General features: G+C 69.1%; 22 protein-coding genes. 16 read left to right on the top strand and 6 right to left on the bottom strand.

Annotated features, from left to right (window positions below):
* The first annotated feature begins 34 nt into the window (after positions 1-34).
* Together AC5RVS_RS14115 and AC5RVS_RS14110 are read left to right on the top strand one after the other, a co-directional pair.
* Positions 35-1,465 (top strand): MFS transporter, encoded by a 1,431-nt coding sequence (locus AC5RVS_RS14115; protein WP_494108608.1) that lies wholly within the window; start codon positions 35-37, stop codon positions 1,463-1,465.
* A complete protein-coding gene (locus tag AC5RVS_RS14110) occupies positions 1,462-3,249 on the top strand; it encodes a DEAD/DEAH box helicase (RefSeq protein WP_494108607.1) in 1,788 nt (595 codons plus the stop codon). The genes AC5RVS_RS14115 and AC5RVS_RS14110 overlap by 4 nt, the downstream gene beginning before the upstream one ends.
* Positions 3,250-3,502: 253 nt before the next feature.
* Here AC5RVS_RS14110 and AC5RVS_RS14105 read toward each other — a convergent pair whose 3' ends face one another.
* Positions 3,503-4,120: an isochorismatase family protein gene (locus AC5RVS_RS14105; protein ID WP_494108606.1), complete on the bottom strand. Its 618-nt coding sequence runs from the start codon at positions 4,118-4,120 to the stop codon at positions 3,503-3,505.
* Complete coding sequence (locus tag AC5RVS_RS14100) at positions 4,117-5,448, bottom strand: nicotinate phosphoribosyltransferase (RefSeq protein ID WP_493989268.1); 1,332 nt, start codon at positions 5,446-5,448, stop codon at positions 4,117-4,119. Before AC5RVS_RS14100 ends, AC5RVS_RS14105 begins: the two co-directional genes overlap by 4 nt.
* An 87-nt stretch (positions 5,449-5,535) precedes the next feature.
* Here AC5RVS_RS14100 and clpS point away from each other — a divergent pair, with 87 nt between their 5' ends.
* The 9 genes from clpS (at position 5,536) to AC5RVS_RS14055 (ending at position 14,065) form a co-directional block, all read left to right on the top strand.
* Positions 5,536-5,868 (top strand): ATP-dependent Clp protease adapter ClpS, encoded by a 333-nt coding sequence (clpS, locus tag AC5RVS_RS14095; RefSeq protein WP_493989269.1) that lies wholly within the window; start codon positions 5,536-5,538, stop codon positions 5,866-5,868.
* Positions 5,869-6,444: a DUF2017 domain-containing protein gene (locus tag AC5RVS_RS14090; RefSeq protein WP_493989270.1), complete on the top strand. Its 576-nt coding sequence runs from the start codon at positions 5,869-5,871 to the stop codon at positions 6,442-6,444.
* 293 nt (positions 6,445-6,737) lie between these two features.
* Entirely contained in the window at positions 6,738-7,694 is a 957-nt protein-coding gene (gene murI / locus AC5RVS_RS14085) for a glutamate racemase (protein WP_494108605.1), read from the top strand.
* Entirely contained in the window at positions 7,691-8,485 is a 795-nt protein-coding gene (locus tag AC5RVS_RS14080; RefSeq protein ID WP_493989272.1) for an MBL fold metallo-hydrolase, read from the top strand. The genes murI and AC5RVS_RS14080 overlap by 4 nt, the downstream gene beginning before the upstream one ends.
* 55 nt (positions 8,486-8,540) lie before the next feature.
* Entirely contained in the window at positions 8,541-9,329 is a 789-nt protein-coding gene (gene rph, locus AC5RVS_RS14075) for a ribonuclease PH (RefSeq protein WP_493989273.1), read from the top strand.
* Positions 9,330-9,393: 64 nt separating this feature from the next.
* The gene (gene rdgB, locus AC5RVS_RS14070) at positions 9,394-10,002 is read left to right on the top strand and encodes an RdgB/HAM1 family non-canonical purine NTP pyrophosphatase (RefSeq protein WP_493989306.1); all 609 of its coding nucleotides are present in this window, start codon (positions 9,394-9,396) and stop codon (positions 10,000-10,002) included.
* A 296-nt stretch (positions 10,003-10,298) separates the two neighbouring features.
* Positions 10,299-12,032, top strand: coding sequence for an HNH endonuclease (locus AC5RVS_RS14065; RefSeq protein ID WP_494108692.1), 1,734 nt, complete (start codon positions 10,299-10,301; stop codon positions 12,030-12,032).
* 115 nt (positions 12,033-12,147) lie between these two features.
* Positions 12,148-12,825, top strand: a complete 678-nt coding sequence (locus AC5RVS_RS14060; RefSeq protein ID WP_494108691.1) for a DedA family protein — start codon at positions 12,148-12,150, stop codon at positions 12,823-12,825.
* Positions 12,826-13,048: 223 nt separating this feature from the next.
* Positions 13,049-14,065, top strand: coding sequence for a 3'-5' exonuclease (locus AC5RVS_RS14055; protein WP_494108604.1), 1,017 nt, complete (start codon positions 13,049-13,051; stop codon positions 14,063-14,065).
* A gap of 30 nt (positions 14,066-14,095) precedes the next feature.
* Here AC5RVS_RS14055 and AC5RVS_RS14050 read toward each other — a convergent pair whose 3' ends face one another.
* On the bottom strand, positions 14,096-15,022 hold the full coding sequence (locus tag AC5RVS_RS14050; RefSeq protein ID WP_494108603.1) for an SDR family NAD(P)-dependent oxidoreductase: 927 nt from the start codon (positions 15,020-15,022) through the stop codon (positions 14,096-14,098).
* Between the two features lie 4 nt (positions 15,023-15,026).
* Complete coding sequence (locus AC5RVS_RS14045) at positions 15,027-16,070, bottom strand: ADP-ribosylglycohydrolase family protein (RefSeq protein ID WP_493989307.1); 1,044 nt, start codon at positions 16,068-16,070, stop codon at positions 15,027-15,029.
* 296 nt (positions 16,071-16,366) lie between these two features.
* Between AC5RVS_RS14045 and AC5RVS_RS14040 the strand changes: the two genes are divergently transcribed.
* From AC5RVS_RS14040 to AC5RVS_RS14025, 4 genes are all read left to right on the top strand, one after another.
* Positions 16,367-17,395 (top strand): MIP/aquaporin family protein, encoded by a 1,029-nt coding sequence (locus AC5RVS_RS14040; protein ID WP_494108602.1) that lies wholly within the window; start codon positions 16,367-16,369, stop codon positions 17,393-17,395.
* Between the two features lie 90 nt (positions 17,396-17,485).
* Entirely contained in the window at positions 17,486-18,646 is a 1,161-nt protein-coding gene (locus tag AC5RVS_RS14035; RefSeq protein ID WP_494108601.1) for an exonuclease SbcCD subunit D, read from the top strand.
* Positions 18,643-21,681: an AAA family ATPase gene (locus AC5RVS_RS14030; protein WP_494108600.1), complete on the top strand. Its 3,039-nt coding sequence runs from the start codon at positions 18,643-18,645 to the stop codon at positions 21,679-21,681. The genes AC5RVS_RS14035 and AC5RVS_RS14030 overlap by 4 nt, the downstream gene beginning before the upstream one ends.
* Before the next feature lie 82 nt (positions 21,682-21,763).
* A complete protein-coding gene (locus AC5RVS_RS14025; RefSeq protein ID WP_494108599.1) occupies positions 21,764-23,074 on the top strand; it encodes an MFS transporter in 1,311 nt (436 codons plus the stop codon).
* Between the two features lie 41 nt (positions 23,075-23,115).
* Here the strand turns inward: AC5RVS_RS14025 and AC5RVS_RS14020 are convergent, their stop codons facing one another.
* Positions 23,116-23,829 (bottom strand): IclR family transcriptional regulator, encoded by a 714-nt coding sequence (locus tag AC5RVS_RS14020; protein ID WP_493989282.1) that lies wholly within the window; start codon positions 23,827-23,829, stop codon positions 23,116-23,118.
* Positions 23,830-24,257: 428 nt separating this feature from the next.
* Here AC5RVS_RS14020 and AC5RVS_RS14015 point away from each other — a divergent pair, with 428 nt between their 5' ends.
* Entirely contained in the window at positions 24,258-25,640 is a 1,383-nt protein-coding gene (locus AC5RVS_RS14015; protein WP_493989283.1) for an MFS transporter, read from the top strand.
* Between the two features lie 98 nt (positions 25,641-25,738).
* On the opposite strand, the gene AC5RVS_RS14010 is transcribed toward AC5RVS_RS14015, so the two are convergent.
* The gene (locus AC5RVS_RS14010; protein WP_493989284.1) at positions 25,739-26,407 is read right to left on the bottom strand and encodes a phosphoribosyltransferase; all 669 of its coding nucleotides are present in this window, start codon (positions 26,405-26,407) and stop codon (positions 25,739-25,741) included.
* Between the last annotated feature and the right edge of the window lie 253 nt (positions 26,408-26,660).

The following is a 26,660-nucleotide window of genomic DNA, read 5'->3' as shown; positions in this document are numbered from 1 at the left end:
CCTGCCTGCAAAGAAAGCTAGCCCTGGTTCCTTGATGCCCGAATCCACTGCCGTCCGCGCGCCCGGCGCCATGTCGGCTGCCTACCGGCCGCTGACCATCGGCCTGCTGACGGTGATCACGCTGGCGGCGTTCGAGGCGGTGGCGGTGGCGACGGCGATGCCGGTGGTGGCGGCCGACCTGGAGGGCAAGTCCGCCTACGGGCTGGCATTCTCCATGTTCCTGACCGCTTCGCTGCTGGCCAGCGTGGTGGCAGGGGTCTGGTGCGACGCGAAGGGCCCGCGCCCGGCGCTCGCCGCAGGGCTGGTGCTGATGGTCGCCGGCCTCGTCCTGTCCGGGGTGGCCGGGCAATTCTGGATCTTCACCGCGGGCCGGGCCGTGGCCGGGCTGGGCGGCGGCTTCGCGATCGTGGCGGTCTACGTGATCATCGGGCAGGTCTATCCGCAGCGGCTGCAGCCGGTGGTCTTCGGCTGGCTGGCCGCGGCCTGGGTGGTGCCGTCGCTGGTGGGGCCGCTGGCCGCCGGCGTCGTCGCCCAGTACCTTTCCTGGCGCCTGGTGTTCTACGGCGTGGCGCCGATCTTCCTGCTGGCCGTGCTGGTCATCTGGCCGCAGACCGGCAGCGTGGGAGCCCCGGAGAACCCGACCACCGACAAGCGCGGCGGGCGGCTGCAGGCGATGCGGGGCCTGATGCTGGCCGGCGGCGTGTTCCTGGCCCAATGGGCCTTGTTCGAAGCGGTCGCCGGCGGGCCCGCCGGGAAGCTGGTGCTGTTGTACGTGCTGGCGGCCGGCGGTGTGGTGCTGGCGCTGGTGGCCCTGCCCAGGCTGATGCCGCCGGGCACCCTGCGGCTGCGCCGCGGGCTGCCCAGCGTTATCGCCACCCGCGGACTGATCAACCTGGCGTTTTTCGGCGCCGAGGCGTTCATCCCGCTGATGCTGGTGGCGGCGCACGGCGTCTCGCCGGCGACCGCGGGCCTGGCCCTGACGGCCGGTGCGGTCGGCTGGAGCATCGGCTCCTGGCTGCAGGCACGCGTTGAGGCCGCGCGGCACCGGCTGCTGGTGATCGGATCCGGCATCCTGACCGCCTGCATGGGGCTGATGGCACTGGTGTCCGCACCGTCGGTGCCGCTCGGGGCGCTCATCGTCGTCTGGGCGCTGGCCGGGTTCTCGATGGGCATGGCGTTGTCCACCACGTCGGTGATGGTGCTGAAGCTGTCCGCACCCCAGGAGCGCGGACGGAACTCCGCGTCGCTGCAGCTGGCCGATCAGCTGGGCGGCGTGGTGGGTACCGCCGGGGCGGGCGCATTGTTCGCGCTGCTGCGGGACCCGGACAACCCGGGCACGGTCGGCGTCTACGTGGTGATCTGGCTGGTGCTGGCCGTGGTGGCGGCGGGCGGGATCGCCACCGGCTGGCGCAGCGCGGAACGGACTGAAAACGGACAGGAACAACGGGAGGAGGCCAGCAAGTGAGCAACGACACACTATTCGGCGCCGGTCCGGTGCTGCCGCCGGCTTACCCGGAACGGGCCGCCTGGGGCACCGCCCCCAAACTGCGCCAGTGGCAGGCGGAGGCCCTGCAGAAGTACTTCGAGATGGCCCCGCAGGACTTCCTGGCCGTGGCTACCCCCGGCGCGGGCAAGACCACCTTCGCGCTGCGCGTGGCCACCGAACTGGTGGACCGGGGGATCGTCAACCGGATCACCGTCGTCGCCCCGACCGACCACCTCAAGCGCCAGTGGGCGGACGCCGCGGCGCGCGTGGGGCTGGCCATCGATCCGAACTTCAAGAACTCGGACGGTTCGCACGGCCGCGATTTCATCGGCGTCGCCGTCACCTACGCGCAGGTGGCCATGAAGCCGCTGTTGCACCGGGCCAAGACCGAGGCCGCCAAGACGCTGGTGATCCTCGACGAGATCCACCACGGTGGTGACGCCCTCAGCTGGGGCGACGGCATCCGCGAGGCCTTCGAACCCGCGGCCCGGCGCCTGGCGCTGACCGGCACCCCGTTCCGCTCGGACACGGCGGCGATCCCGTTCGTGGAGTACGCCGAGGACAGGGACGGCATCCGCCGCTCGCGGGCCGACTACACCTACGGCTACGGCAGCGCCCTGCGCGACCACGTGGTGCGCCCGGTCATGTTCATGGCGTACTCCGGGCAGATGCGCTGGCGCACCAGCTCGGGGGACGAGTACGCGGCGTCGCTCGGCGAGGCCGCCGTCACCAAGGACATCACGGCGCAGGCCTGGCGCACGGCGCTGAACCCGCAGGGGCAGTGGATCCCGTCGGTGCTGGCGGCGGCCGACAAGCGGCTGACCGAGGTCCGCCGGGCGGTGCCCGACGCCGGCGGGCTGGTGATCGCCACCGACCACGAGGACGCGCGGGCCTACGCCGGCCAGCTGAAGAAGATCACCGGGGAATCGCCCACCGTCATCCTTTCGGACGACGCCGGTGCCTCCGAAAAGATCGAGGCCTTTTCGGCCGGCGACAGCCGCTGGATGGTCGCCGTCCGCATGGTCTCCGAAGGCGTGGACGTGCCCCGGCTGTCGGTCGGCGTGTATGCCACCTCGACGGCCACCCCGCTGTTCTTCGCGCAGGCGGTGGGCCGCTTCGTGCGCGCCCGGAAGCGCGGCGAGACGGCGTCGGTGTTCCTTCCGTCGGTGCCGAACCTGATGGAACTGGCGAACCAGATGGAGCTGGAACGCGACCACGCGCTGGACCGGCCGGACAAGGACAACGACGAGGGCTTCATTCCCGAAGAGGCCCTGATGGAGCAGGCCAACCGGGAAGAGAAGGCCTCGGACGAGCTGACCAAGCAGAAGTTCGAAGCGCTGGACTCCCAGGCGTCCTTCGACCGGGTGCTGTTCGACGGCGCCGAGTTCGGTACCGGGGGAGAGCTCGGCAGCGAAGAGGAACTGGACTTTTTGGGCATCCCGGGGCTGCTGGACGCGGAGCAGGTGGGCATGCTGCTGCGCCAGCGCCAGCAGGAACAGCAGTCGCGCAAGCGCAAGCGTTCCGGCGGAGCCGCGGATCCCGAGCCGGCCCCGGCCGTGGTCGACCACCGGCAGCTGACCGAACTGCGCAACCAGCTGGCCAAGAACGTTTCCGCCTGGTCGGCGCGCTCCGGCATGCCGCACGGGGTGGTCCACTCCGAACTGCGCCGGGTCTGCGGCGGCCCGCCGGTGGCCCAGGCCAACGAGGAGCAGCTGAACAAGCGCCTGAAGAAGCTCCAGGACTGGTTCATCGGCCGGAAGTAGCCGGCTGCGGGCAGGCCTGGCCGCCGGTCGTGGTCGACGCGGGTTTCGGTCGGGGGCCCGCATGGCCGTGGGGCAGCCCGACGCCAGTGACGGCGCAGCGTCCCGCCCGGCCTGGAGCCGAGGTCGGGGGATGGCTGCGAAGTCAGGGCGTATAAACGGTGATCTCGCAGCCCGACCCTGACCTCGCGATGAGGTCAGGGGTGCGGACGGTGACCTCGCAGGGGGACTCCCGGCAGAATCCCGCGCGATCCGGCTACTCGATGACGTCGATGCCGTAGTCGCTGAACTCGGCCAGGGTCTTCTCGACGCGTCCGGCGTTGATTCCCGCCGACAGCGCCAGGTTCACGGCGGTGGCGTACCCGGCCTGGACGGCATCGAGGGCGGTCTGGCGGACGCAATAGTCGGTTGCCAGCCCGGCCACCACCACCTCGTCCACCCCGTGCTCCTGCAGCCAGTCGTCCAGGCTGGGCATCTCGGTGACTTCTTCCTCCTCGTCGCCCTCGCGTTCGCCGGTGGCCACCTCGTCCGCCGGTGCCAGCAGGCCGTCGAAGCCGGAGTAGCCGGCGTCGTACTGGCCCTTGCGGAAGTAGGCGTCGATCCGTTCGGTGTCCAGGTCCGGGTGCAGGTCGGCCCCGCGCGTCCCGGCGACGCAGTGCCGCGGCCAGCTGTCCACGAAGTCCGGCGCTTCGGAGAAATGGCCGCCCGGATCCACGTGCCAGTCCTGCGTCGCGACCACGACGTCGTATTCATCCGGCCGGGTCTCCAGGTGCTCGCTGATGTCGGCGGCGGTTTTCGCTCCGCCGTCGACGGCCAGGGCACCTCCCTCGCAGAAGTCGTTCTGGACGTCGACGATGATCAGTGCGCGTGTCATGGCTGCTCCTCGAATTCGGTGGGAATGGCGGCCTCGCCGCGCTGCAGCCGGTTCACGGCGCCGGGCAGCTCGGCCATGGAAGCGGTGTGGCGTTCAGCGGCGCGGCGGACGCCCTCGGCGCCGGTCCAGCCGTCCGCCAGCTTGCCGTTGGTGACGAACTGCTGCAGCAGCGGCCGGTCGTTGCCGTCGTCGAGGGGCCGGTGGCCGATGCCGACAACCTCGGCCGTCGCGGCCCCGTGCTCGTCCAGTCGGCGCAGCGCGTATTTGCGTCCGCCCACGGAAATCTTGTTCTTCGATGCCTTCGCCACCGACACCTGCTCGCCGTTGCTGCCCTCGCGGCTGACCAGTTTGTAGACCATGCTGGCGGTGGGCGCGCCGGAACCGGTGACCAGCGCGGTGCCGACGCCGTAGGAGTCCACCGGAGCCGAGGCCAGGGCGGCGATCGCGTATTCGTCCAGGTCCGAGGTGACGGTGATGCGGGTGTGGTGGTTGCCCAGGTCGTCCAGCAACTGGCGCACCCACTGGGCCTGGGCGATCAGGTCGCCGGAATCCAGCCGCACGCCACCCAGCTCCGGCCCCGCGAGGTCAACGGCAGTGCGGACTGCGGTTTCGACGTCGTACGTGTCCGCCAGCAGGGTGGTACCGACACCCAGCGACGCCAGCTGCGCCTCGAAGGCCTGCTGCTCGGTGTCATGCAGCAGGGTGAAGGAATGGGCGGCGGTTCCCACCGTCTTGACGCCGTATCGGTAGCCGGCTTCGAGGTTGGAGGTGCTGGAGAAGCCGCCGATCACCGCGGCCCGGGCGGCAGCCACGGCCGACTCCTCGTGCGTGCGCCGGGACCCCATCTCGATGCAGGGCCGGCTGCCGGCCGCGCCGGTCATCCGCGAGGCCGCCGAGGCGATGGCGCTGTCGTGGTTCAGCACGGACAAGACGAAGGTCTCCAGGACGCACGCTTCGGCAAAGCTCGACTCCACCACCAGGATCGGCGAATACGGGAAGTAGGCCTCGCCCTCGGCATAGCCGTAGATGTCGCCGGAGAAACGGAAATCGGCCAGCCAGTCGATGGTGCGCGCGTCCACCACGTTCGTGCGGGCCAGGAAATCCAGCTGGTCCTCGGAGAACGTGAAGTGTTCCAGGCCCTCCAAAATCCGGCCGGTTCCGGCCACCACGCCGTACCGGCGTCCTTCCGGCAGCCGCCGGGCGAACGCCTCGAAGACCGAACGCCGGTGGGCCGCGCCGGAATGCAGGGCGGCCTGGAGCATGGTCAGCTCGTAATGGTCGGTGTACAGGGAGGTGCTGGGATGCGTCCAGCCTGCTGCATTGTTCACATCCACGACTCTAATCCTGTTTCGCCGTCTGGGTAGATCCGCGCCGCCGTCGGGCTCTCTTGGCACGCCCTGCCTACAATGGAAGCCATGACCGTGAGCATCCTTCCCTCCTGCACAACCGTGCTGGACGCGGATATCGAGACGTCCCGCCGGACGGAATCCGCCGAACTTACGGCCAAGGACACCCCGTGGGTCGTCATCGTGTGGAACGATCCGGTCAACCTGATGAGCTACGTCAGCTATGTCTTCCAGAGCTACTTCGGCTATTCGGAAACCAAAGCCCGCAAGCTGATGCTCGAGGTGCACCAGCAGGGCAAGTCGGTGGTGGCGACGGGCAGCCGCGAGCAGGCCGAGCGGGACACCGTGGCGATGCATTCGTTTGGCCTGTGGGCCACGTACCAGAAGGCGGACCAGGCGTAGATGGCCAAGGCATTCAAGCACACGCGCAAGGGAATCACCGGGTACCTGGAGCCCGCCGAGCGGGACCTGATCCGGAAGCTGTTCGGGGACGTCATCGCCATGCTGGAGGTTGACCGGCAGGACGAGGATCCCCTGGCCGCGATGGTGGGCTTGGACATGGATGCAGCCAAACCCCGGGACCCTGCGCTGCTGCGGCTGCTGCCGGATGCGGTGGAGCACGACGACGGCGAGGCGCTGGAGTTCCGCAAACTCACCGAACGCACGCTGCGGGAGGACAAGCTCGGGGCGTTGCGCGCCAGCGCGCTGCTGCTCGAACAGACGCCGCTGCACCTGACCGACGAGCAGGCCCGGCTGTTCGCCCGTGCCGTCAACGACGTTCGCCTGGTGCTGGCCGAGCGGCTGGAGATCCGCACCGACGAGGACGCCCAGGCCCTGCATGAGATCGACGACTGGTCCCAGGCCGAGGACCTGGAAACCTACCTGGCGTTGGTCTACAACTTCATGACCTGGCTCCAGGAGACCCTGATGCAGGCCCTGCTGGACGGGCTGGGGCACCCGTCAGGCGGGCACCGCTGAGCTACGCCGCGGCGCGTCTCTAGCTGCCTGGACCCGAGGCGGGGCCCCGGCGGGGGACCCCGTGGACGGGCCGCGGGGTTTCCCTCGAACCCGAGGCGGGCACCCCGGCGGCGCCCGCTTCGGAGGGAGCCGCGGACTCCGCGGACCCAGGCCCTGCCGCAGCCTGGCGGAGGCCGCCGTCGTCGGGAATGCACTGTGAGATGGCTAACAGAAGCGGGGCTGAAGTTCGCCCAAGCACACGCCGACGCCTTATCCTCTAGAGAAATATGAGCCCGGAAGGCAGTGACATCCCGATGTTGATCCAACCCGCAGCTCCGATCGGCATCTTTGATTCCGGGGTGGGCGGGCTGACCGTGGCCCGCGCAGTGATAGACCAACTGCCCAACGAGTCCATCTTGTACGTTGGCGACACCGCCAACGGCCCCTACGGTCCGCTGCCGATTGCCGAGGTGCGGGCGAATGCGCTGGGCGTGATGGATGAACTGGTGGACGCCGGCGTGAAGCTCCTCGTGATCGCCTGCAACTCCGCTTCCGCCGCCGTCCTGCGCGACGCCCGGGAGCGATACACCGCCCGCTACGGCATTCCGGTGATCGAGGTGATCCAGCCGGCCGTCCGCCGCGCCGTCGCCTCCACGCGGAGCGGCAGGATCGGCGTGATCGGCACGTCGGCCACCGTCGGTTCCCGCGCCTACGAGGACACCTTCGCCGCCGCACCGCACCTCGACGTGACCTCCGTGGCCTGTCCCCGCTTCGTGGAATATGTGGAAGCCGGCGTCACCGCGGGCCAGGACTTGTTGGCCACCGCCGAGGAGTACCTGGACCCGCTCAGGCGTGCCGACGTGGACACGCTGGTGCTCGGCTGTACGCACTATCCGCTGCTGACCGGCGTGATCTCCTATGTCATGGGCGACGGCGTGACGCTGGTTTCGAGCGCGGAAGAGACGGCCAAGGACGTGTACCGGTCGCTGGTTTCCCACGATCTGCTGCGCCCGGAAGGGACGCCGGGCCAGCACCACTTTGTTGCCACCGGTGACGCCGCGTCCTTCGAGGTGCTGGCGCGACGGTTCCTGGGGCCGGAGGTCATCGCCGTGGAGCATGTGGACCACGTGGCCGCGCACTATCCCACCGGCAGCATGGCCAGGATCACCCCCGAGATGGTTGCCGCCGCACGCGCCGAGGGGCAGGCGGGCCCGAAAATTTCGCCGTTTGCCGGTGCGTCGGGGCAGTACAACCTGGGGGACCGGGCATGAACCTGACCATCGTCGGCTGCAGCGGCTCGTTTCCCGGGCCGCTGTCCCCGGCGTCGTGCTATCTGGTCAGTGCCGACGACGGCGAGCGGACCTGGCGCATCCTGCTGGACCTGGGCAACGGTGCCCTGGGCACCGCCCAGCGCTACATGGCGTTGGAGGACATTGACGCCGTCTTCCTGAGCCACCTGCACCCGGACCACTGCATGGACCTGTGCGGCCTGCACGTGGCGGTGCGCTGGAATCCCGACGGCTGGACCAAGGGGCGCATCCCCGTGTGGGGGCCGGCGGCCACGGCGGACCGCATGGCCACTGCCTACGGGCTGGAGCTGGATCCCGGCATGAAAGAGGAGTTCGATTTCCACCTCTGGGCGGAACGGGAGCCTGTGAAGCTGGGCCCGTTCACCATCACCCCCTATCCCGTGCGGCACCCGGTCGAGGAGGCCTACGCCATCCGGGTCGAGGCTACGGAGCCCACCCCCGAGGGGCCGGTCACGCGGGTGCTCGCCTACTCGGGTGACACCGACAGCTGTCCCGAACTGGTCGAGGCGGCCTTCGGCGCGGACATGTTCCTGTGCGAGGCCGCCTTCCACGAAGGCCGCGACGACGGCGTCGACGGCGTGCACCTCACCGGAAAGCGGGCCGGCGCCGCCGCCACCGAGGCCCAGGTCCGGCGGCTCCTGCTGACCCACCTGCCCGTCTGGAACGACTCGGTGCGGACCGTCAACGAGGCCCGCGAGACTTACGTCGGCGACCTGGCCGTGGCGGTAGCCGGTGTGAGCTACGTCGTGTGAGCGGCTGAGGCCGCCGTGAGCGGCTGCGGCCGCTGCGAGCCGATAGGGTGGACCCATGATTGACGTTGATCCCGGTTCCGCCATGCCCGCTGCCGCCGCCCGAGCCGACGGCCGGACACCCGAACAGTTGCGCCCGATCAGCATCACGCGCGGCTGGTCCAACCAGGCCGAAGGATCGGCGCTGATCGAGTTCGGCAACACCCGCGTGCTCTGCACCGCATCGGTGACGGCAGGCGTTCCGCGTTGGTTGAAGGGCGAAGGACGCGGCTGGGTCACGGCCGAATACGCGATGCTTCCCCGCGCCACCAACACCCGTTCCGACCGCGAATCCGTCAAAGGCAAGATCGGCGGCCGCACCCATGAAATTTCCCGGCTGATCGGCCGCTCGCTGCGCTCGGTGATCGACACCAAGGCGCTGGGGGAGAACACCATCGTCTTGGACTGCGACGTGCTCCAGGCCGACGGCGGCACGCGCACCGCGGCCATTACCGGGGCATTCGTTGCCCTTGCCGACGCGTTGCACTGGGCGAAAGAGCAGAAGCTGATCGCCCGTTCCGCCCGGCCGCTGACCGATACCGTCGCCGCCGTGAGTGTCGGCATCATCGACAGCGTGCCGATGCTGGACCTGCCCTACGTCGAGGACGTTCGCGCGGAAACGGACATGAACGTGGTGGTCACCGGATCCGGCCAGTTCGTGGAAGTCCAGGGCACCGCCGAGGGCGCGCCGTTCGACCGTGCGGAACTCGACGCGCTGCTGGACCTGGCGCTTGCCGGCACGGCCCAGCTGGCCCAGATCCAGCGGGACACACTGGCGGAGACGCTGGGAGAAGTCATCCGTGGCTGACACCGGGGCAGCAGGCACCGGGCTCGGCGGGGCGCCGGCCGCCGGGCCGGAGACCAAGCCCCGGCTGGTCCTGGCCACCCGCAACCAGGGAAAGTTGCGTGAATTGCGCGAACTGCTGCGCGGGCAGATACCGGGGCTGGACGTGGATACGCAGGTGATTGACGCGGCCACGGCCGGGGTCCCTGACGTACCCGAAACCGGATTGACCTTCGCCGAAAACTCCCTGTTGAAGGCACGCGCCGTCGCCGAGGCCACCGGACTGGTCGCGGTGGCCGACGACTCGGGCCTGGCGGTTGACGTACTCGGTGGGGCGCCCGGCATCTTCTCGGCCCGCTGGGCCGGAAAACATGGCGACGACGAAGCGAACCTGCGCCTGCTCTTGAACCAGTTGTCCGATATCGCGCCTGAGCATCGCGGCGCCGCGTTCGTCTGCGCAGCAAGCGTTGTGTCGCCGCGTCTCGAAGCCGTCGAGGAGGGCCGGCTGGAGGGCACCCTGCTGGCCGAACCGCGCGGCTCCGGCGGATTTGGCTACGATCCCATCCTTCAGCCAGCGGGGATGGACCGCAGCTGTGCCGAACTTCGGCCGGAGGAAAAGAACGCCGTCAGCCACCGCGGCCAGGCGTTCCGCGCCCTGCTGCCACACATAGTGGCGGCGCTCGGCCAGAAGCCCTGACCGCGCCGCTGGACCGGCGGCTTGTCGCCGACTCAATACCTGCGGCCTGATGCTTTCGGCGGCGCTGCTGCGTCCTCCGAAACTGTCAGTGGCGGCGCATAGTCTGTTTTTAGTAGGGGTTCAGCACCAACGTTGGCCGCCGGGTCGTGGGTTTGCCGGTGGCGTCCGCGGATCCGTTCAGGGTTCGTGACCGCTCGTAGTCGAGGCCATGCAGCTCGCATGCTGGAGATTGAGACGCTGAGATGTTTGATCCGGCAGTATCCGAACCTCCCGCCGCAGGACCGCCTGTGGCTGCAATGCCTGGCGCATCGTCTGCCGCAGCGTCGCCTGCCACAGGTCCGTCTGCTGCGGCATCGCCTGCCGGCAGCGGTTCGAGGCGGGACGCCGGACCGGCCGCGGGTCCGGTTGGTTCTGCCGCCGTTCACGCGGCGGCCGAAGCCCTTCAGGGCATCGGCCTGGATGCGCCGGACCGGGAGTTGGTGGAAGAGCTTACGGCGTTGGAGGGGCTGAAGGCTGCCGCCGCGGCGGCGCAGGCCAGGGTTCAGGTCGCGCTGGAGAAGTCCGTGCGTGCCCGCCGTGCCGCCGCCGGGATGCCCAAAGACCGGCAGGGCGCCGGGGTGGCGGCCCAGATCGGGTTGGCCCGGCGCGAGTCCCGGCACCGGGCCGCGGTCCTGCTGAACCTGTCCCGGACCCTGGTCGGGCAGATGCCGCACACCCTGGCCGCCCTGGCCGCGGGGCACCTGAACGAATACCGGGCCGAGATCCTGGCCCAGGAAACCGTTTGCCTGACCCCGGAGCACCGCGCCCGCGTGGACCGGGAGCTGGCCGGGAACCGGGACCGGCTGCACGGTCTCGGGAACCGGGCGCTGCGGGCCGAAGCCAAACGCCTCGCCTACCGGCTCGAACCCCGCTCGGTGGTGGACCGGGCGGCGAAGGCCGAAGCGGACCGGCACGTTTCCTCCCGGCCGGAGCCCGACACCATGGTCTCGGTCCGGACCCTGCTGCCGGTAATCCAGGGCGTGGCGGTCATGGCCGCCCTGCACCGGGAAGCGGACCGGCTGCGCAACAGCGGCGACCCCCGCTCCCGCGGCCAGATGATGGCCGACACCGTGTTCGAACGCGTCACCGGCCGCAGCACCGCCGACCCGGCCCGGCTGGAAATCCAGCTGGTGATGACCGACCGCGCCCTGCTCCAGGGCGAGGCCGAACCGGCCTGGCTGACCGGGTACGGCATCGTCCCGGCCCACTACGCCCGCCACCTCACCCGGTCGCCGCAACGACCGCCGGCAACGGCACACACACCCGAAGCCAACACCGAAGCCAGCCCGCCCGGCCGCACCGCTGCCGGCGCGGGTCGCGAGGACAGCGGGTTACCTGCGGCAGGACCAAACGGTTGCAGCCCTCCGCCCTTTGGCGCCTGCAGCCCGCCGGGCGGGATGGGGCAGAAGGCGCCGCCGGCCGGGACCGAGCCGGGGTGGAAGACAGCCCGCGAGCAGGCCCAACGCACCAAAGTCTTGAAGCAGGGCACCGTGGAGGACATCTGGGTCCGCCGCCTCTACACCGCCCCCGGGACCGGGCAGCTGCTGGGGATGGACTCGGCCGCGCGGAAGTTCCCCGACGGGATGCGCCGGATGATCCTCGCCCGCGACGCCGTCTGCGGCAGGCCCTGGTGCGACGCCCCGATCCGGCACATCGACCACATTGTGCCCTGGTCACAAGGCGGCAAAACGACCATGGCCAACGGCCAGGGACTCTGCGAACAATGCAACCAGTCAAAAGAAGCCGAAGGCTGGTCCACCCGCACCCTCCAAGGACCACACCACACGGTCGAAACCACCACCCCCACCGGACACACCTACACCTCCACCCCGCCACCACTACCAGGCACACTTGCTGTCAGTGGCGCCTCCAGGTCCGCGCCCCTCGTCAAAGCGGCTGCAGGGGAGTGGGCACGAGCGGGCACGGCGTTGTCGACGCCCCGGACTTATGTGTCGGCGCAGTTCGCCGCATCCAGCGCTGATGGCAATTGACTTATCGCTGCGGATCTTGGAAGCGATCTGCCCCTTGTCGGGTGCTTGACAGTCCAGACCCGACGCCCGGTTCGGTCTTGATGGACGCGGTAAGGCAGACTTGTACACGATGAGCATGCTGATCCCTTTCTTGATGTCCGGTCCCCGCCCTGCCCAGTCCGCAGACGATTCCTCTGCCCTCACCGGGGTGGCCGAGTGGGCCGTGGCGCTGATGGAAGGGATCGGGGCACCCGGCGCCGGCCTGGCCATTGCGCTGGAGAACCTTTTCCCGCCGCTGCCCAGTGAGGTGGTGCTCCCGCTGGCAGGCTTCACGGCCAGCCGCGGCAGCTTCAGCCTTGTCGAGGCGCTCGTTTGGACCACGCTCGGCTCGATTATCGGCGCGTGGGTGCTTTACGGGCTGGGCGCCTGGCTGGGCCGAAGGCGCATGCGCGCCATCGCCGACAAGCTTCCGTTGGTCGACCTGGAAGACGTGGACAAGGTGGAAGCCTGGTTCAACCGCCACGGTTACAAGGCCGTCTTCTTTGGTCGCATGATTCCGATCTTCCGCAGCCTGATCTCCATCCCGGCCGGCATCGAACGCATGCCCATGGGCAAGTTCCTCGCACTGACCGCAGCCGGGAGCCTGATCTGGAACAGCATCTTTGTGCTCGCCGGCTTCTATTTGGGGGAGAACTGGCACATCGTGGAGGAATACGCCGGCGTCTTCCAGAAGATCGTGATTGTCGTCGTCGTTGTTTCGGGTCTGTACTGGCTCACCACCAGGATCCGCAAGATCAGGAACCGGCGGGCGTAGCCGGTTTCCGGGTCGCCACCATCTGCAAGCGCTGGCGGGCGGCCGGGATGTTGGTCACATGGGCCGCGATCGCCGTGGTGGGTGATCTGACCCTCCGCCGGGCCACGCCCTGATCAAACTCAACCGGCCAGCAGGACGGGGGCTCCCGGCGCTCGTGTCGGGGCCGCCGCCGGCGCGTGTTGCAGGCGCAGAACCGTCCGTGCCGTCACTTAGGGTTGAACGCGTGGCAGTTGACTTCACGGCGATCGATTTCGAGACGGCAAACGGTTTTAGGGGCTCACCATGCTCAGTGGGCTTGAGCAAGGTCCGGGACGGCCGGATCGTCGAGGAAGCGTCCTGGCTGATGCGCCCGCCGGAGGGCTTCGACCACTTCGACCGGCGCAACGTCCAGATCCACGGCATCACCGCGGGCATGGTGGCGGGAAAGCCCCGGTTCGGCGAGATCTTCGCCGACCTGGCGGCCTTCATCGGCTCCGACGTGCTGGTGGCCCACAACGCCGCCTTCGACATGGGCGTGATCCGATCAGCACTGGAGGTCTCGGAACTCTCCGGGCCGGCCTACGACTACGCCTGCACCGTCATCCTGTCGCGGCGCAGCTATTCGCTGGTGTCCTATTCCCTGCCGTTCGTCGCCGAGGCCGCAGGCGTGCCGCTGCACAACCACCACGACGCCGTGGCGGACGCGCGCGCCTGCGCCGGCATCATGATCGACATCGCCGGCCGGAATTCGGCCGGCAGCATTCCCGACCTGCTGACCGCGATGCAGTTGCGCGCCTCGCGGCTGGAGGCCTACCTCCACGGCAGCGCAGCGGTATCCAAACCCACCAGGACCGCGCTGGGGCGGCAGGCGCTGGGTGCGGCCGGGGGAGCGGCGCCGTCGTCGGCCTGGACGTACTGGCCGGACGAGGGGGACAACCCCGAGCCCAACCACGACGCCGACGATTCCCACCCGCTGTACGGCCAGACCGTGGTCTTCACCGGCAATCTGGGCCTGTCCCGCCAGGAGGCGAAGAACCGCGCGGCGGAGCTGGGAGCACAGCCTGCCAGCAACGTCACCCGGAAAACCACTGTGCTCGTCGTCGGCGACGGTTTCGTCGCCTCCGACCTCAAGAGCGGCCGGGTCACCGCCAAGGCGCACAAGGTGCTGCAGCTGCACAGCAAGGGCCAGCAGATCGAGGTGCTGTCCGAAGGCGAGTTCCTGCAGATGATCGGCGGCCGCTGGCCTGCGCACAGCGCCTGACCATCTGGCCCCTGGCCCGGCGAACCGGAGTCAAAGCCGGAGACCTACCCCGGTGAGCTCCTCGGACAGGTCGATCAGCCGGGAGGCGGCGTTGCGCTCGCGGGCGTGCCGCTGCGGCGGGACGGCGGCGGGGCGTCCGGTCAGCTGTAACAGTCCGTCCGGCCCCCAGTAGTCGCCGTTGCGGACGTCCTCGCCGGCTGCGGCGTGCACCAGCGGCCGGGCTCCGGCGTCCTTGCCTTGCGCCACCAGCCCGAAAAGCACGCGTTGCCACCCGGCCGCCGGGCGGGAGAGCTTCAAACCCGGCCGGTCGGGCGTGAAGTACTTCCGCGCGTAACCGGGATGCGCCACCACGGAGGAGACCGGCGAGCCCACCGCGTCCAGCCGGTGCGCCAGCTCGAATCCGAAACTCATCACCGCCAGTTTGGACAACGCATAGGAGCGGTGGCTGGAGTACCGGGCCGGCACAGCCGCGCGGCGGAAGTCCGGCCTCACCCAGCGGTGGCTGATGCTGCCGACGTGCACCACGCGGCCCCGGCTGCGGCGGAGGGCGGGCATCAGCCTGGCCACGAGTGCGAAGTGGCCCAGGTGGTTGGTTCCGAACTGCAGCTCGACGCCGTCGGCAGTGAACTGCAGCTCCCGGGAACCGATCACCCCGGCGTTGGCCAGCAGGGCATCGATCCGCCCCAGCCCGGCCAGCTCCTCTGCCGCCTGCCGGACCGAGGCCAGGTTGGCAAGATCCAGCTCCTGCAAGTGCACGTCCGCGCCGGGCACCGTGCGGCGGACGGCTTCCATGGCTGCCCGGGCGCGTGCGGCATCACGGGCCGCCATGACCACCGTGGCTCCCGCCGCCGCCAGCTGTTCGCTGGCGAAGTAGCCGAGGCCGGCGCTGGCACCGGTCACGATGATCGTCTTTCCGTCCTGGCGTGGCAGCGCCGGGGCCGTACGGTCGTGGGTCACGGGCTCAACCCTGGGTTTGCGCCAGGAAGCGCTCCGCCATGCCGAGGATGACGTCGGCGGCCTCCAGCACGGCCAGCCATTCGGCGGGCAGCGCCGCTTCGCCGTAATGGGCGCCCAGCAGGTTCCCGGCGAGGCTGCCGGTCGAGTCGCTGTCGCCGTCGTGATTGATGGCCGCGGCGACGGCCCTGCGGAAGTGGTGCTCCGGCGTCGTGCTGTCCGCCGTGGCCAGGACTGCGTACAGGGCGATGGCCAGGGCCTCCTCGGCCACCCAGCCTTCGCCCAGCGTGGCGGTCAGCTCCGCCGGCGCCACGGGACCGCGGGCCGACAACTCGATGGCGGCCCGCAGCCGCCCGGCCAACTCCGCGGCACCCGGGTCCTGCTCGGTACGGGCCAGCATGGCCACGGCGACGCCCGGCAGGGTCGCCTGTTCATGCACCAGCAGCCGGATCAACGTGGCGAAGGCCGCCGCACTCTGGTGTGCCGTCGGATGGCCGTGGGTGAGGGCCGAGCCGTCCGTGGCCAGCCGCTGGACCGTCTGGTCGTCGACGAACGGCAGCAGCCCGAACGGAGCCGACCGCATCACCGTGCCGCAGCCCTTCGAGTCCGGGTTGACCGGGCGCGCACGGGTTCCCATCTCGCCGGTGGCCAGACCGGAGAGGCAGGCGGTGCCGGGGGCGCGGCGCGCGTGCAGCACTTCCTGTCCGTCGATCCAGCGCGGCTGGGGTTCCGGAGCGTTGTCGGGAAAGCGGCCTTCCTGGGTGGCGTACCAGCGCAGATAAGCCAGCCAGAGGCAGGCGGCTTCGTCCGCGGAGGTACCGGCATTGGCCCATTCCAGCGCTTCGGTCAGCCCGTCGAGGGTATAGAGCGTCATTTGCGTGTCGTCGGTGAAGTGGCCGGGCTCCGGCAACTGGGAGAAGTCCAGCAGCCCTTCGGCCCCGAAGCGCCCGGCGATCGAGTCAAAGGAGTCGAATTCCACGGCGGCCCCGAGCTGGTCCCCGAGGGCGCCTCCGAGCAGGCAGCCGCGCACCCGCGACGCGAAATCCGGCACCGCCTGGGCCGTCGTCTCCGGCTGGGTCGCGGGCGGCGGCTGGACGGTGCCGGGCGCGGGCTGGACGGTGCCGGGAGGGGGCGGCGCGCTGCCGGCGAAGTCCGGCGCGTCGGCGGAGGGGGAACCGGGGAGCTGGGCATCGTTAGTCACGACTACCAGCTTAGGCGCGGCACCGGACGTTTCGCCGGGCATCCTTCCCGGGAAGCACTCAGCGTTTTCACAGGCCCCAGTGCCAGAGTGGAGTAGTTTTGAGTGAATCGCCGGCGGCTAGCCGGCCCGGCAGAAGGACAGTATCAATGGCAGCAGTCCACCCGGCGTCACCGGCCCCGGCCGCCCCCGCCGCCCCGCCCCGGCTCGGCGAGGGGCGCAGCTACTCGGCGCGCATCGGCGCCGAAGTGGCCGGCTCGTTCCTGCTCTTTTTCGGTGCCTTGGGGATCGGCATGTTCAATCCGCAGGGCGGTTTCGGCGTTCCCTTCGGCTTCGGCCTGGCGGTAATTGCCGGCATGCTTGCCTTCGGCCATGTCTCCGGGGGCCACTTCAACCCGGCCATCACGCTGGGCAGCGCGCTCGCGGGCCGCACCTCCTGGAAGTCGGTCCTGCCCTACGTCGTGGCGCAACTGGCCGGCACCTCGCTGGCCGCCGTCGTGCTCTGGGTGATCATGGGCAGCCACCCGGTCAGCGCCCAGTCGGCCGGCGTGTTCACGTCCATCTCCAACGGCTACGCCGGCGGCGGCGAACTGGGCTTCTCGATGGCGGGTGTGTTCCTGGCCGAAACCGTCGCCACCGGACTGCTCGTGGCCGTCTACCTGGGCGCCACCTCGTCCCTGGACCGGCTCCGCAGCGCCCCGTACGCGGTAGGGCTTGCCTTTGGCGTGCTGACCGCTGTAATGCTCCCGATCTCCAACGCAGGGCTGAACCCGGCCCGCTCCACGGCCGCGGTGTATTTCGCGGACGGCAGCCCGCTGGGCGAACTGTGGCTGTTCTGGGCAGCCCCGCTGCTCGGTGCCGTGATCGCCGGACTGCTCTACCGCAGTGCCGAACTGGTGCCGGGGCCGCGCAAGGCTACCAACGACGGCGGTGCTCCGGCTGCGTCTTCCACCCAGCCTGTGGAGGGGAAGACTGCCGTCGGCGGCGGCGCCGTTTCCGCCGGCACGGGGGCCGCCGGCCCGGTGCCGGCCGGGTCCGCGAACGCCGGACGTGAGGTTCCCGACGTCGCGGTGGAGGACCAGCCGGACGAGCCTGCGCCAGCGGACGACCAGGGCGCCGCCGAAGCCCGCGACTTCTTTGACCGCAAGCCGAACCGCACACGCCCGGACAGCGAATAACCACAAGCTCCGCGCAACGGCACGTCCCGATTTCGGGACGTGCCGTTGCGCTTGTCCGAAACTGTCCCAGCCGCCGGATAGTTTGGAAATATGAGGTTACTGCACACGTCGGACTGGCATCTGGGCCGTTCTTTCCACGGCGTCGGGATGCTGCAGGCGCAGCACGCCTTCGTCGAGCAACTCCTGCAGACAGTCCGCGAGGAGAGCATCGACGTGGTGCTCATCGCCGGCGACGTGTACGACCGCGCCCTGCCCGGTGTGGATGTCGTCAACCTCTTTTCCGATGCCTTGTCGCGCATCCGCGCTGCCGGGGCAACGGTGATCCTGACCAGCGGCAACCACGATTCGGCCACCCGGCTGGGCTTCGGCTCCGGCATCCTGGCGCACGGCGGGGTCCATATCCGCGCCCGGCTCGACCAGCTTGCCGACCCGGTGGAACTGGACCTGGACGGTGCCACGCTTGCCGTGTACGGCATCCCCTACCTCGAGCCGCGGATGTGCGCGGAGGAACTGGGCGCAGAGGCTCCCAGCCACACCGCCGTCACGCGGGCGGCACTGGGCCGCATTCGTGCCGACCTTGAGCGGCGGAAGGCCGGCGGCACCGTGCATTCCCTGGTCATGGCGCACACCTTCGCCAGCGGCGGCATCACATCGGACAGCGAACGGGACCTGAGCATCGGGGGAGTTGGAGCGGTGCCGCTGGATTTGTTCGACGACCTTGACTACGTGGCGCTGGGGCACCTGCACGGGCGCCAGAGGTTGAGCGAAACCGTGCGCTATTCCGGGTCGCCCCTGCCCTATTCGTTCTCCGAGGCCGGACACGAGAAGGGCGGCATCATCCTCGAATTCACCGCGGCCGGACTCACATCGGTGGAAAACATCAGTTGGCCCTCACCGCGCAAGCTCGCCGTGCTCAAGGGGACCATGCAGGACCTGCTGGAATCGGCCGACCACACCTGGGCCCAGGAAGCCTACTGCCAGATCACGGTCACGGACGACGAGCGCCCGACGAAGGCGATGGAACGGCTGCGGGCACGTTTCCCCGACACCCTGGTGCTCAACTTCGAACCCGCCTCCGGACCGCGCCGGGACACCATGAGCTACAGCCAGCGCATCGCGAAGGCCCAGGACGATCTGGAGGTCTGCTGCGGATTCCTGGACCATGTCCGCTCCCGGCCGGCCGGCGAGGCCGAACGCGCACTGCTGGCGCGTGCGCTGGAGGCCGTGCAGGCAGCGGAGGCATCGGCATGAGGATCCACCGGCTTCAAATGCAGGCCTTCGGGCCTTTCGCTGCCCGGGAAACCATCGACTTCGACGAGCTGGGCGCGCAAGGGCTCTTCCTGCTCAACGGGCCGACCGGGGCCGGCAAGACCAGCATCCTGGACGCCATCTGTTTTGCGCTGTACGGGTCGGTTCCCGGCGCACGCCAACAGGGCAAACGGCTGCGCAGCGACCACGCCGAACCCGGGACCGAGCCGGAAGTCGTGTGTGAATTCTCCGCGCGCGGCAGGCGGTTCGAAGTGACCCGCAGCCCGCAGTGGGAACGCCCCTCGTCCCGGGCCCGGTCCGGGTCGGTGACGGAGCAGGCACGCACGCTGTTGCGCGAAAAGATCAACGGCGCCTGGGTCCAGAAAAGCGGCCGCAACGACGAGGCCGCGGCTGAACTGCTGGCCGTCCTGGGCATGAGCCTGGAGCAGTTCACCAAGGTAGTCCTGCTGCCCCAAGGCGACTTTGCGGCGTTCCTGCGCGCCGATGCCAAGGAACGCCGGCCGTTGCTGCAACGCCTGTTCGCGACCGACCGCTACGAGGCAGTCGAGCAGGTCCTGGCCGACGAAGCGGCCAAGGCCCGCTCGGACTACCAGACCGCAGTGGCAGGATCCGAGCAACTCCTCGCGCGGGCAACAGAGGAAGCAGCCCGGCATCTGGCGGCCGAGGACATGCCGGACCAGTCAATGCCTGCCGCGGACCTGCTCGCAACGCTGGAGTCCTCGATGGCGTCCGCGGCCGCCTCCGTCCGGGACTTGGCCGAGCGCGGACAAGCTAAGCTGGGCCGGCTGCGGGACACCATCGCCAGTCGTGAGCGGGCGTTGGCCGACCACGCGGAATTGGCGGCGCTGGAAAAACTCGCCGGGGAGCACCGCAACGGCGCCGACGGCCACGCCGCCCTGACCGAGACACTGGCATCGCACCGATCCGCGGAACTGCTGGCGTCGCCCATCCGGCACCGGGATCAGGCTGCACTCGCTTCGGAACGCGCCGGGAAAGAATTCCTGGACCGGATCGACGCGGCCGAAGCCCACCCGCTCTACCCATCGTTCGTTTCCCGCCGCCCCGACCCCGATGCCGCGGGACAGGCGTTGCTCGAGGAGGCGGTGGAACAGCTCTCCGCCGAGCTCGGACGAATCCGCGCCCTGCTGCCGGAGGAGCAGCGCCTGCAGGCGGCCGGTGCCGAGGCGCGGCGTTTGGAACAGCACGCGGGCCAGCTGGCGAGGGACATCGGTGCCGCGGAAAGCACCCGGGAACGGCTGGCCGGAATCGGCCGCGGGCTGCAGGAGGAACTGGCCGAGCTGGCGGCAGCCTCCGACGACGTCGGCCTGCTCACCGAGCGGTTGGAACAAGCCCGGCAGCTCCGCGACACCGTGGCCGAGTACGCCGCCTGCCTGGCCAAGACCGGCGAGGCCCGCCGGAACCGCGATGCGGCGCACGCCAGGCAGCTTCAGCTGAAGGAAGCCTGGTTGTCGCTGCTGGAACAGCGCCTCGATCAGGCCGCGGCGGAGCTCGCCGCCAACCTCGCTGAGGGAGACCCCTGTCCGGTGTGCGGCGGAACAGAACATCCGCAACCGGCCTCGGCCGGCGGCGGAGACCTGGTCACCCGCGAGCAGGAAACAGCAGCCCGGGAGGACCACGCGGCGGCGGAAGCCAAGTACTCCAAGGCCCGCGAGGCCTGCGCGGAACTGGAACAGCAACTTTCCGCCCTGGCCTCCCGCGGCGGGGCGACCGATGCCGCCGAAGCAGCCGACGCCGTCGCAACCGCACGTGCCCGCTTGGACGAGGCCGTCGCGGTGAGGGAGCGGCGGACGAGGCTGCAGGAACGGGCGGCCGCCACCACGCAGCAGCTCGACGAGAACGGCCGGCAGCTGTCGGCCCTGGCGGTAGCCAAGGCCTCTGCCGACTCCGAGCTCAAGGCCGGCGGGGAGCTCGTGCGTGAACTCGAGCAGAAGCTGCGCGAGGCACGGCCCGACGGAGGCAGCCTGCACGAACACGCGGCCTCACTGTCCCGCCTCGACCAGCTCCTGTCCGATGCCCTGGACGTCCTGGGACAGCACCGCCACTGCGGCAACGCGTTGGAGCAGTCGGAAGCCGATCTTGCCGCGGCGATCGGGCAATCCAGCTTCGTCTCGGAAGACGAGATCCGGGTGTCCCTGCTGGCGCCGGCACAACTGCAGGAACTCCAGCGGCGCCACACCGCCTACACCGAAGCAGGCCAGCGGCTGCAGGTGCTGGAGTCCTCCGAAGCCGTCGTCCGTGCCCGCACGGCGCTCGAAAAGGGCGAAACGCTGCCGGGGACCGCGGAACTGGACGCCGCACGCGAGGAAGCCGCGGTCTTGGACGGCGTGGTGCAGGAGCACCACGTGCGGCACGGAGTGCTGACAGCGTCGCTGCAACAACTCGCCAGCTACCGCCGGCGTTTCGACGAGGAACAAGTGCGCTTGGCACCGATCGCCGCACGGCACGAACTGTTGCAGTCTGTGGCGGACACGGTCAGGGGACTGGGCGAGAACGAACGCAAGATGACGCTCACCACCTACGTCTTGGCCGCGCGGTTGGAGCAGATTGCGGCCGCAGCTTCGGAGCGCCTGATTGCGATGACGGACGGGCGCTACACACTGGTCCACGACGACTCAAAGTCCGGCAACAAGAAGTCGGGCCTCGGATTGCACGTCAGCGACGAATGGACGGGGCAGCGGCGCGACACCTCCACCCTGTCCGGCGGCGAATCCTTCATGGCCTCGCTCGCGCTGGCGCTCGGTTTGGCCGACGTGGTCCAGGCAGAGGCAGGCGGCGTGGACATTGAGACGTTGTTCGTCGATGAGGGATTCGGCAGCCTGGATGAGCAGGCGTTGGAACAGGTCATGGATGCGTTGGAGGGACTCCGCGACGGGGGCCGGGTCATTGGCCTGGTCAGCCACGTGGCGGACATGAAGCAGCGCATCGGCGCCCAGCTCCAGGTCACGAAGGGGCGCCACGGCTCCTCCGTCCGGACCGTGCTCACCGGGGCCGCCTGACCGCCGGTATGATGGTTCTGTTATACGGGTTGTGCGCATCGGGAGGCGGGACGGTGCGCGGTTCGAACCAACGGAAAAACCGATGACTTCTTCTGATCCCGGCGCGCCCGCACAGCAACACATCCCCAGCGACGACACTCCCGGCCGGCGCAAGACCCGAAACCCCTTCGGCCGCTACGCGCGGCTGGCACGGATGGCCGGAATGTCCTTTCTGGCCATCGGATTCGTCGCCCGGCTGCCGCTGGCGATGCTGACGGTAGGAGCCCTGACCCTGGTCACCGTCAGCACCGGGTCCTACGCCTCGGGCGGTTTCGCCGCCGGCGCCGTCGGTATCGGCTCGGCCGCCGGTGCGCCGTTGTTCGGCTATCTTGCCGACCGGGTCGGTCAACGGCCCGTGCTGCTGGTCGCTGCTGCCGCACACACCTGCGCCATCGTCGTCCTGCTGACCTCCGTCTACATCGGAGGCAGTGGAGCCGGCCCCGTGGCCGTGCTTGCGGCCTCCTTCGCCGTGGGGGCCACCTGTCCGCAGGTCGGCCCGCTGGCGCGGGTGCGGTGGATGGCGATGACGCGCAACGACAAGCCGGTACTGGATACCGCGCTGTCCTATGAGAGCACCGCCGATGAACTGACGTTCGTGCTCGGACCGGCGCTGGTCGGGCTGCTCGCGGCGCTGATTGCACCGTGGCTGCCCTTCGTGTTGGCCGCTGCCCTGACCGTAACGATGGTTACTGCCTTCGCGGTCCACCCCACCTACCGCTCCGTCGTTCCGGTGACGCCGGGACTGGTCAAGGCGCATCCGGGAGCTGCTGCGGCGGCCTCGCCGGTGCGGATCAATTGGCCGCTGGTCGCCATCCCCGTGCTGGGCATGGTGGCCATGGGCGTGTTCTTTGGCGCAACCCAGAATGCCCTGAGTGCTTTCGGCGGCAGCTTTGGCGCGGCCGACACCGCCGGCCTGCTGTATGCACTGCTGGGCCTGACATCGGCCTTCGGTGCCCTGTCCGTCGCCTACTGGCCCGCTCGGTGGAAACATTCGAGCCGCTGGGTCGTGTGCGCGGCGGCGATGACGGCGTTCTCCTTCCTGCTGGTGCTGCCCGCCGAAGTGCTGCCGATGATTCTCGTGCTGCTGTTGGTCGGCGTGCCCGTTGGGCCCACGATGGTCACTATTTACGGCATCGGAAGCCTGGTTGCTCCGGACGAGCGGCTCGGTACGGTGATGACGCTGCTCGCCAGCGGGGTCGTCCTCGGCTCTGCCATCGGTTCGGCCGTAGCCGGTGCGCTGGCCGAGAACCTGGGCCACTCCGGTGCGTTCCTGGTTTCGATTGCCGCCTCAGCCATGCTGCTGGTGCTCGGCCTGATCGCTGCCGCCGTCGTCCGGCGTCGACAGGGCGCCTGACTGCCGCCCCGTCATCCGGCGCCGGCAGGGCTAGGCCCGGCTCAGTGCAGCTCCGCCTCGATGACGGCGGCGGAACGCTTTAATGCCTCCGCAATTTCCTCATCGGGCGTATCGGTCCGGATGTAGACCACGGCGACGGCCGCCGGGAGCTGGCCCGGGACGGTGACCGGCACAGCGACCGACGAGACGCCGGGGATCACCTCGTCATGGCTGATGGCATAACCGGCGTCCTTGGCGAGCCGGGCTTCCGGACGGATCGGCTGCCCCGGAGCATGCTGCTCCCACTGGTCCCGGGTCAGGGCCGATTGGATGGCGATGCCCGGGGCTCCTGCGGCGAAGGAATGCCGGGTGCCCGGACGCTGCACCAGCGCCGTCGTATGCCGCGGCTCCACGGTCAGCAGCGTGACGCAGTCGTGCTGGTCCCAGACCGCGATGAAGGCGGTCATCATCAGGTCGTTGGCCAGGGCTGTCAGCTCCGGCAGCGCCGCCGACTGCAGGTCCCGCGAGACACCCCGGGCCAGCGCGGCCAGGCCGGGCCCCGCCTGCACCCGGCCCGCCGAATCGCGCATCAGCAGCGAATGGTCCTCGAGCGTGCGCAGGATCCGGTAGGCGACCGAACGGTGCACCCCCAATGCCTCGGACAACTCGGCGATCGTCATCGGCGACTGCGCTTCCGCCAGGATTTCCAATGCCTTGATGCCGCGCGAAAGGGTCTGCGAGTGCGCCGGGGCGGGTTTGGTGGGGGTCTGGCTCATCGGTCCATCCTCTAAAGAATTCCTGGCAAGGGGGAACTGCTGCGGGAACCGGACACACGTCCTGTGTCGGTCCTCACAGGTCCCATTGTTCTATATCAGGACAAACCGTCCAACTATAGAACGCACCGCCGCCGCTTCCGGGCCGCCTGCCGATGGGGCGTTGCTCACGAGCGGGCGCCGGCCGCCCGGTGGCGAGGCGAAGGGCCGCGGCAAGGCCAGGCCGGCCGCCACCCGTCCTGCCTGCTGTCCTGGAACCGGGGGCGTCGGTCCCGCGCGAGGGGAGCGTTGTCAGGACGCGACCCCGCAGCTCGGGGGCGTTATGGAAATGATATGGCGGCACTATGTGTGGCCTGTCACTGTCCGGTAATATGGCTCCAGTCACATTACCGACCGTTCGGTAACCCGTTCTGTGAATACACGGAGAAAATATGTCAACGTCAGAAGAGCTGGCAGGCAATCTTAGCCCAGCAGCCCGCCGTGAAGAGCGCAAGGTGCTCGCCGGCACCTTGGTCGGGACCACGATCGAGTGGTACGACTTCTTCATCTACGCGCAAGCCGCCGGCCTGGTGCTGGCTACGTTGTACTTTGCCCCGCTGTCCCAGGAGAGCGCCGGCCTGGCGCAGATCGTCGCCTGGGCGTCGCTGGGCATTAGCTTCCTCTTCCGCCCGCTCGGCGCCATCGTCGCCGGACACCTCGGGGACCGGCTGGGGCGGAAGCTGATGCTGGTCTTTACGCTGATGCTGATGGGCGTGGCGACTGCGCTGATCGGTATGCTGCCGACCTACGACCAGATCGGCATCGCGGCTCCGATCCTGCTCGTGGTGCTCCGCATCCTGCAGGGCTTCTCGGCCGGCGGTGAATGGGGCGGCGCTGCCCTGATGTCCGTCGAGCACGCCCCGATCAACAAGCGCGGCTTCTTCGGCGCGTACCCGCAGATCGGTGTTCCCTGCGGCATGATCCTGGCCACCGGCGTGATGTGGTTGCTCACGACCGTGATGAGCGAGGACCAGTTCCTGGCCTGGGGCTGGCGTATTCCCTTCCTGTTCTCGATCGTGCTGATCGTGGTCGGCTACATCATCCGGCGCGCCGTGGACGAGTCCCCGGTGTTCAAGGAGATGCAGGAACGCAAGAAGGAATCCGCCGCTCCGCTGCGCCTGCTGTTCCGGCACAACTGGAAGCAGGTCATCCTCACCGCGCTGATCTTCATTGCCAATAACGCCGCCGGCTATCTGCTGATCGCATTCTTCGCCTCGTATGCCACCAAGGGTGTCGAGGCCGGCGGCCTGGGCATGCACCGCCCGTCCGTGCTCCTGGCGACGACGCTGGCGGCCTTCGGCTGGCTGGCCTTCACCATGTACGGCGGCATCCTTTCGGACAAGATCGGGCGGATCCGCACGTTCCAGATCGGCTACGTCTGGGTACTGCTCTGGCAGATTCCGATGTTCATGCTGATCGACACGGCGAGCATCGTGCTGATGGGCATCGCCATGTTTGTCCTGACCATCGGCCTGGGCCTGTCATACGGTCCCCAGTCAGCCCTGTACGCGGAGATGTTCCCGGCGAACGTGCGGTACTCCGGCGTCTCGATCGGCTACGCCATCGGCGCCATCCTCGGCGGCGCGTTCGCCCCGATGATCGCAGAGCTGCTGCTGGGCCAGACCGGAAGCACGATTCCGATCGGCATCTACATCATGGTGTTGTGCGTGATCTCGCTGGTCGCCGTTTCCATGGTCAAGGAAACCAAGGGCGCGAACCTTCGGGCGATCGACCCCGAGATCGAGCACCTTAAGCGGCACCCCGAGGCGCACTAGGTTCTGAACACACAGCAGAACCAGCTCAGGGCAGCGGACCGCCGCCGGGTGATTGCACCCGGCTGCGGTCCGCTGTTTTAAGGCTGCAGATGCAGCCGCTACCGGGGAAGCGCTGCCAGTACCTCGTCGTCGCTGACCTGGCCAAAGTACTGGTAGGCCTCGCCGACGGCCCTGAAGTTGCGCGGCCTGCGCAGGCAGAACACTGCGTCGGCCAGTTTCTCGAGCTCGGCGCAGGCCTGCGGCGGGCCCACCGGCACCGCGACGACGATCTCGCGGGGATCGCCTTGCCTGACGGCGATGATCGCGGCCTTCATGGTGGCACCGGTCGCCAATCCGTCATCGCAGAGAATGGTGGTTCGGCCGCGTACCTCTGCCGTCCTGCCATGGAGATACGCCTCCTGCCGGCGCTTCAATTCGGCACGTTCCCTGTCTTGGACCTCCTGCAGACGCTCGTCGCTGTAATTGCGGCGGCGCAGTTCCGCCAGTATCGGTTCCACCATGACGACGGCGGTGTGCCCGCCGTGGGCGGCCAAGGCGCCGAAGGCAACCTCCGGCTGGCCCGGAATGCCTAACTTGCGAACGATGAGGGCATCAAAGTCGGCGGCCAGTTCTTTCGCCAGCACCGCGGCCACCGGCACACCCCCGCGCGCCAGCCCCAGCACGGTGACGTCGTTGCGGCCGCGATATGCTCCCAGTTCGGCCGCCAGCTGTCGTGCCGCATCGGGCCGATCGGCGAAAGGGGCAGGTGCCCCGCTCAACAGTCCCACGGCTTTAGTATCCTCTTGCGTTCCCGAGGTCGCGAGGGGGAGCGAACGTCCCTGCGGTGGTGGCTGCACGCCAGGTGACGGAGAGCGTCCGCTACGGGGGCAGAACGTCAGGCGACGGAGAGCGCCAGCTACCTTAATAGCCCTGTTGAACCGCTTAACCCGCATGGGTAGTTCTCCCCATCGCGGGTTGACGGCACGCCGGATATGCTCGGAACAACGGTGGGGCTCGGAACGGGGGCCCGCATCGCGTCGG

It is taken from the genome of Arthrobacter sp. Y3221048, assembly GCF_059092685.1.
The sequence above is the reverse complement of the archived record's forward strand: the minus strand, read 5'-3'. Positions and strand labels throughout refer to the sequence as shown.

Excerpts from the sequence above, each read along its gene's own strand:
- AC5RVS_RS14115 (WP_494108608.1), top strand. The coding sequence starts at position 35 with ATGCCCGAATCCACTGCCGTCCGCGCGCCCGGCGCCATGTCGGCTGCC.
- AC5RVS_RS14105 (WP_494108606.1), bottom strand. The coding sequence starts at position 4,120 with ATGACACGCGCACTGATCATCGTCGACGTCCAGAACGACTTCTGCGAG.
- clpS (WP_493989269.1), top strand. The coding sequence starts at position 5,536 with ATGACCGTGAGCATCCTTCCCTCCTGCACAACCGTGCTGGACGCGGAT.
- AC5RVS_RS14090 (WP_493989270.1), top strand. The coding sequence starts at position 5,869 with ATGGCCAAGGCATTCAAGCACACGCGCAAGGGAATCACCGGGTACCTG.
- murI (WP_494108605.1), top strand. The coding sequence starts at position 6,738 with ATGTTGATCCAACCCGCAGCTCCGATCGGCATCTTTGATTCCGGGGTG.
- AC5RVS_RS14080 (WP_493989272.1), top strand. The coding sequence starts at position 7,691 with ATGAACCTGACCATCGTCGGCTGCAGCGGCTCGTTTCCCGGGCCGCTG.
- rph (WP_493989273.1), top strand. The coding sequence starts at position 8,541 with ATGATTGACGTTGATCCCGGTTCCGCCATGCCCGCTGCCGCCGCCCGA.
- AC5RVS_RS14065 (WP_494108692.1), top strand. The coding sequence starts at position 10,299 with ATGCCTGGCGCATCGTCTGCCGCAGCGTCGCCTGCCACAGGTCCGTCT.
- AC5RVS_RS14060 (WP_494108691.1), top strand. The coding sequence starts at position 12,148 with ATGCTGATCCCTTTCTTGATGTCCGGTCCCCGCCCTGCCCAGTCCGCA.
- AC5RVS_RS14040 (WP_494108602.1), top strand. The coding sequence starts at position 16,367 with ATGGCAGCAGTCCACCCGGCGTCACCGGCCCCGGCCGCCCCCGCCGCC.
- AC5RVS_RS14035 (WP_494108601.1), top strand. The coding sequence starts at position 17,486 with ATGAGGTTACTGCACACGTCGGACTGGCATCTGGGCCGTTCTTTCCAC.
- AC5RVS_RS14030 (WP_494108600.1), top strand. The coding sequence starts at position 18,643 with ATGAGGATCCACCGGCTTCAAATGCAGGCCTTCGGGCCTTTCGCTGCC.
- AC5RVS_RS14025 (WP_494108599.1), top strand. The coding sequence starts at position 21,764 with ATGACTTCTTCTGATCCCGGCGCGCCCGCACAGCAACACATCCCCAGC.
- AC5RVS_RS14020 (WP_493989282.1), bottom strand. The coding sequence starts at position 23,829 with ATGAGCCAGACCCCCACCAAACCCGCCCCGGCGCACTCGCAGACCCTT.
- AC5RVS_RS14015 (WP_493989283.1), top strand. The coding sequence starts at position 24,258 with ATGTCAACGTCAGAAGAGCTGGCAGGCAATCTTAGCCCAGCAGCCCGC.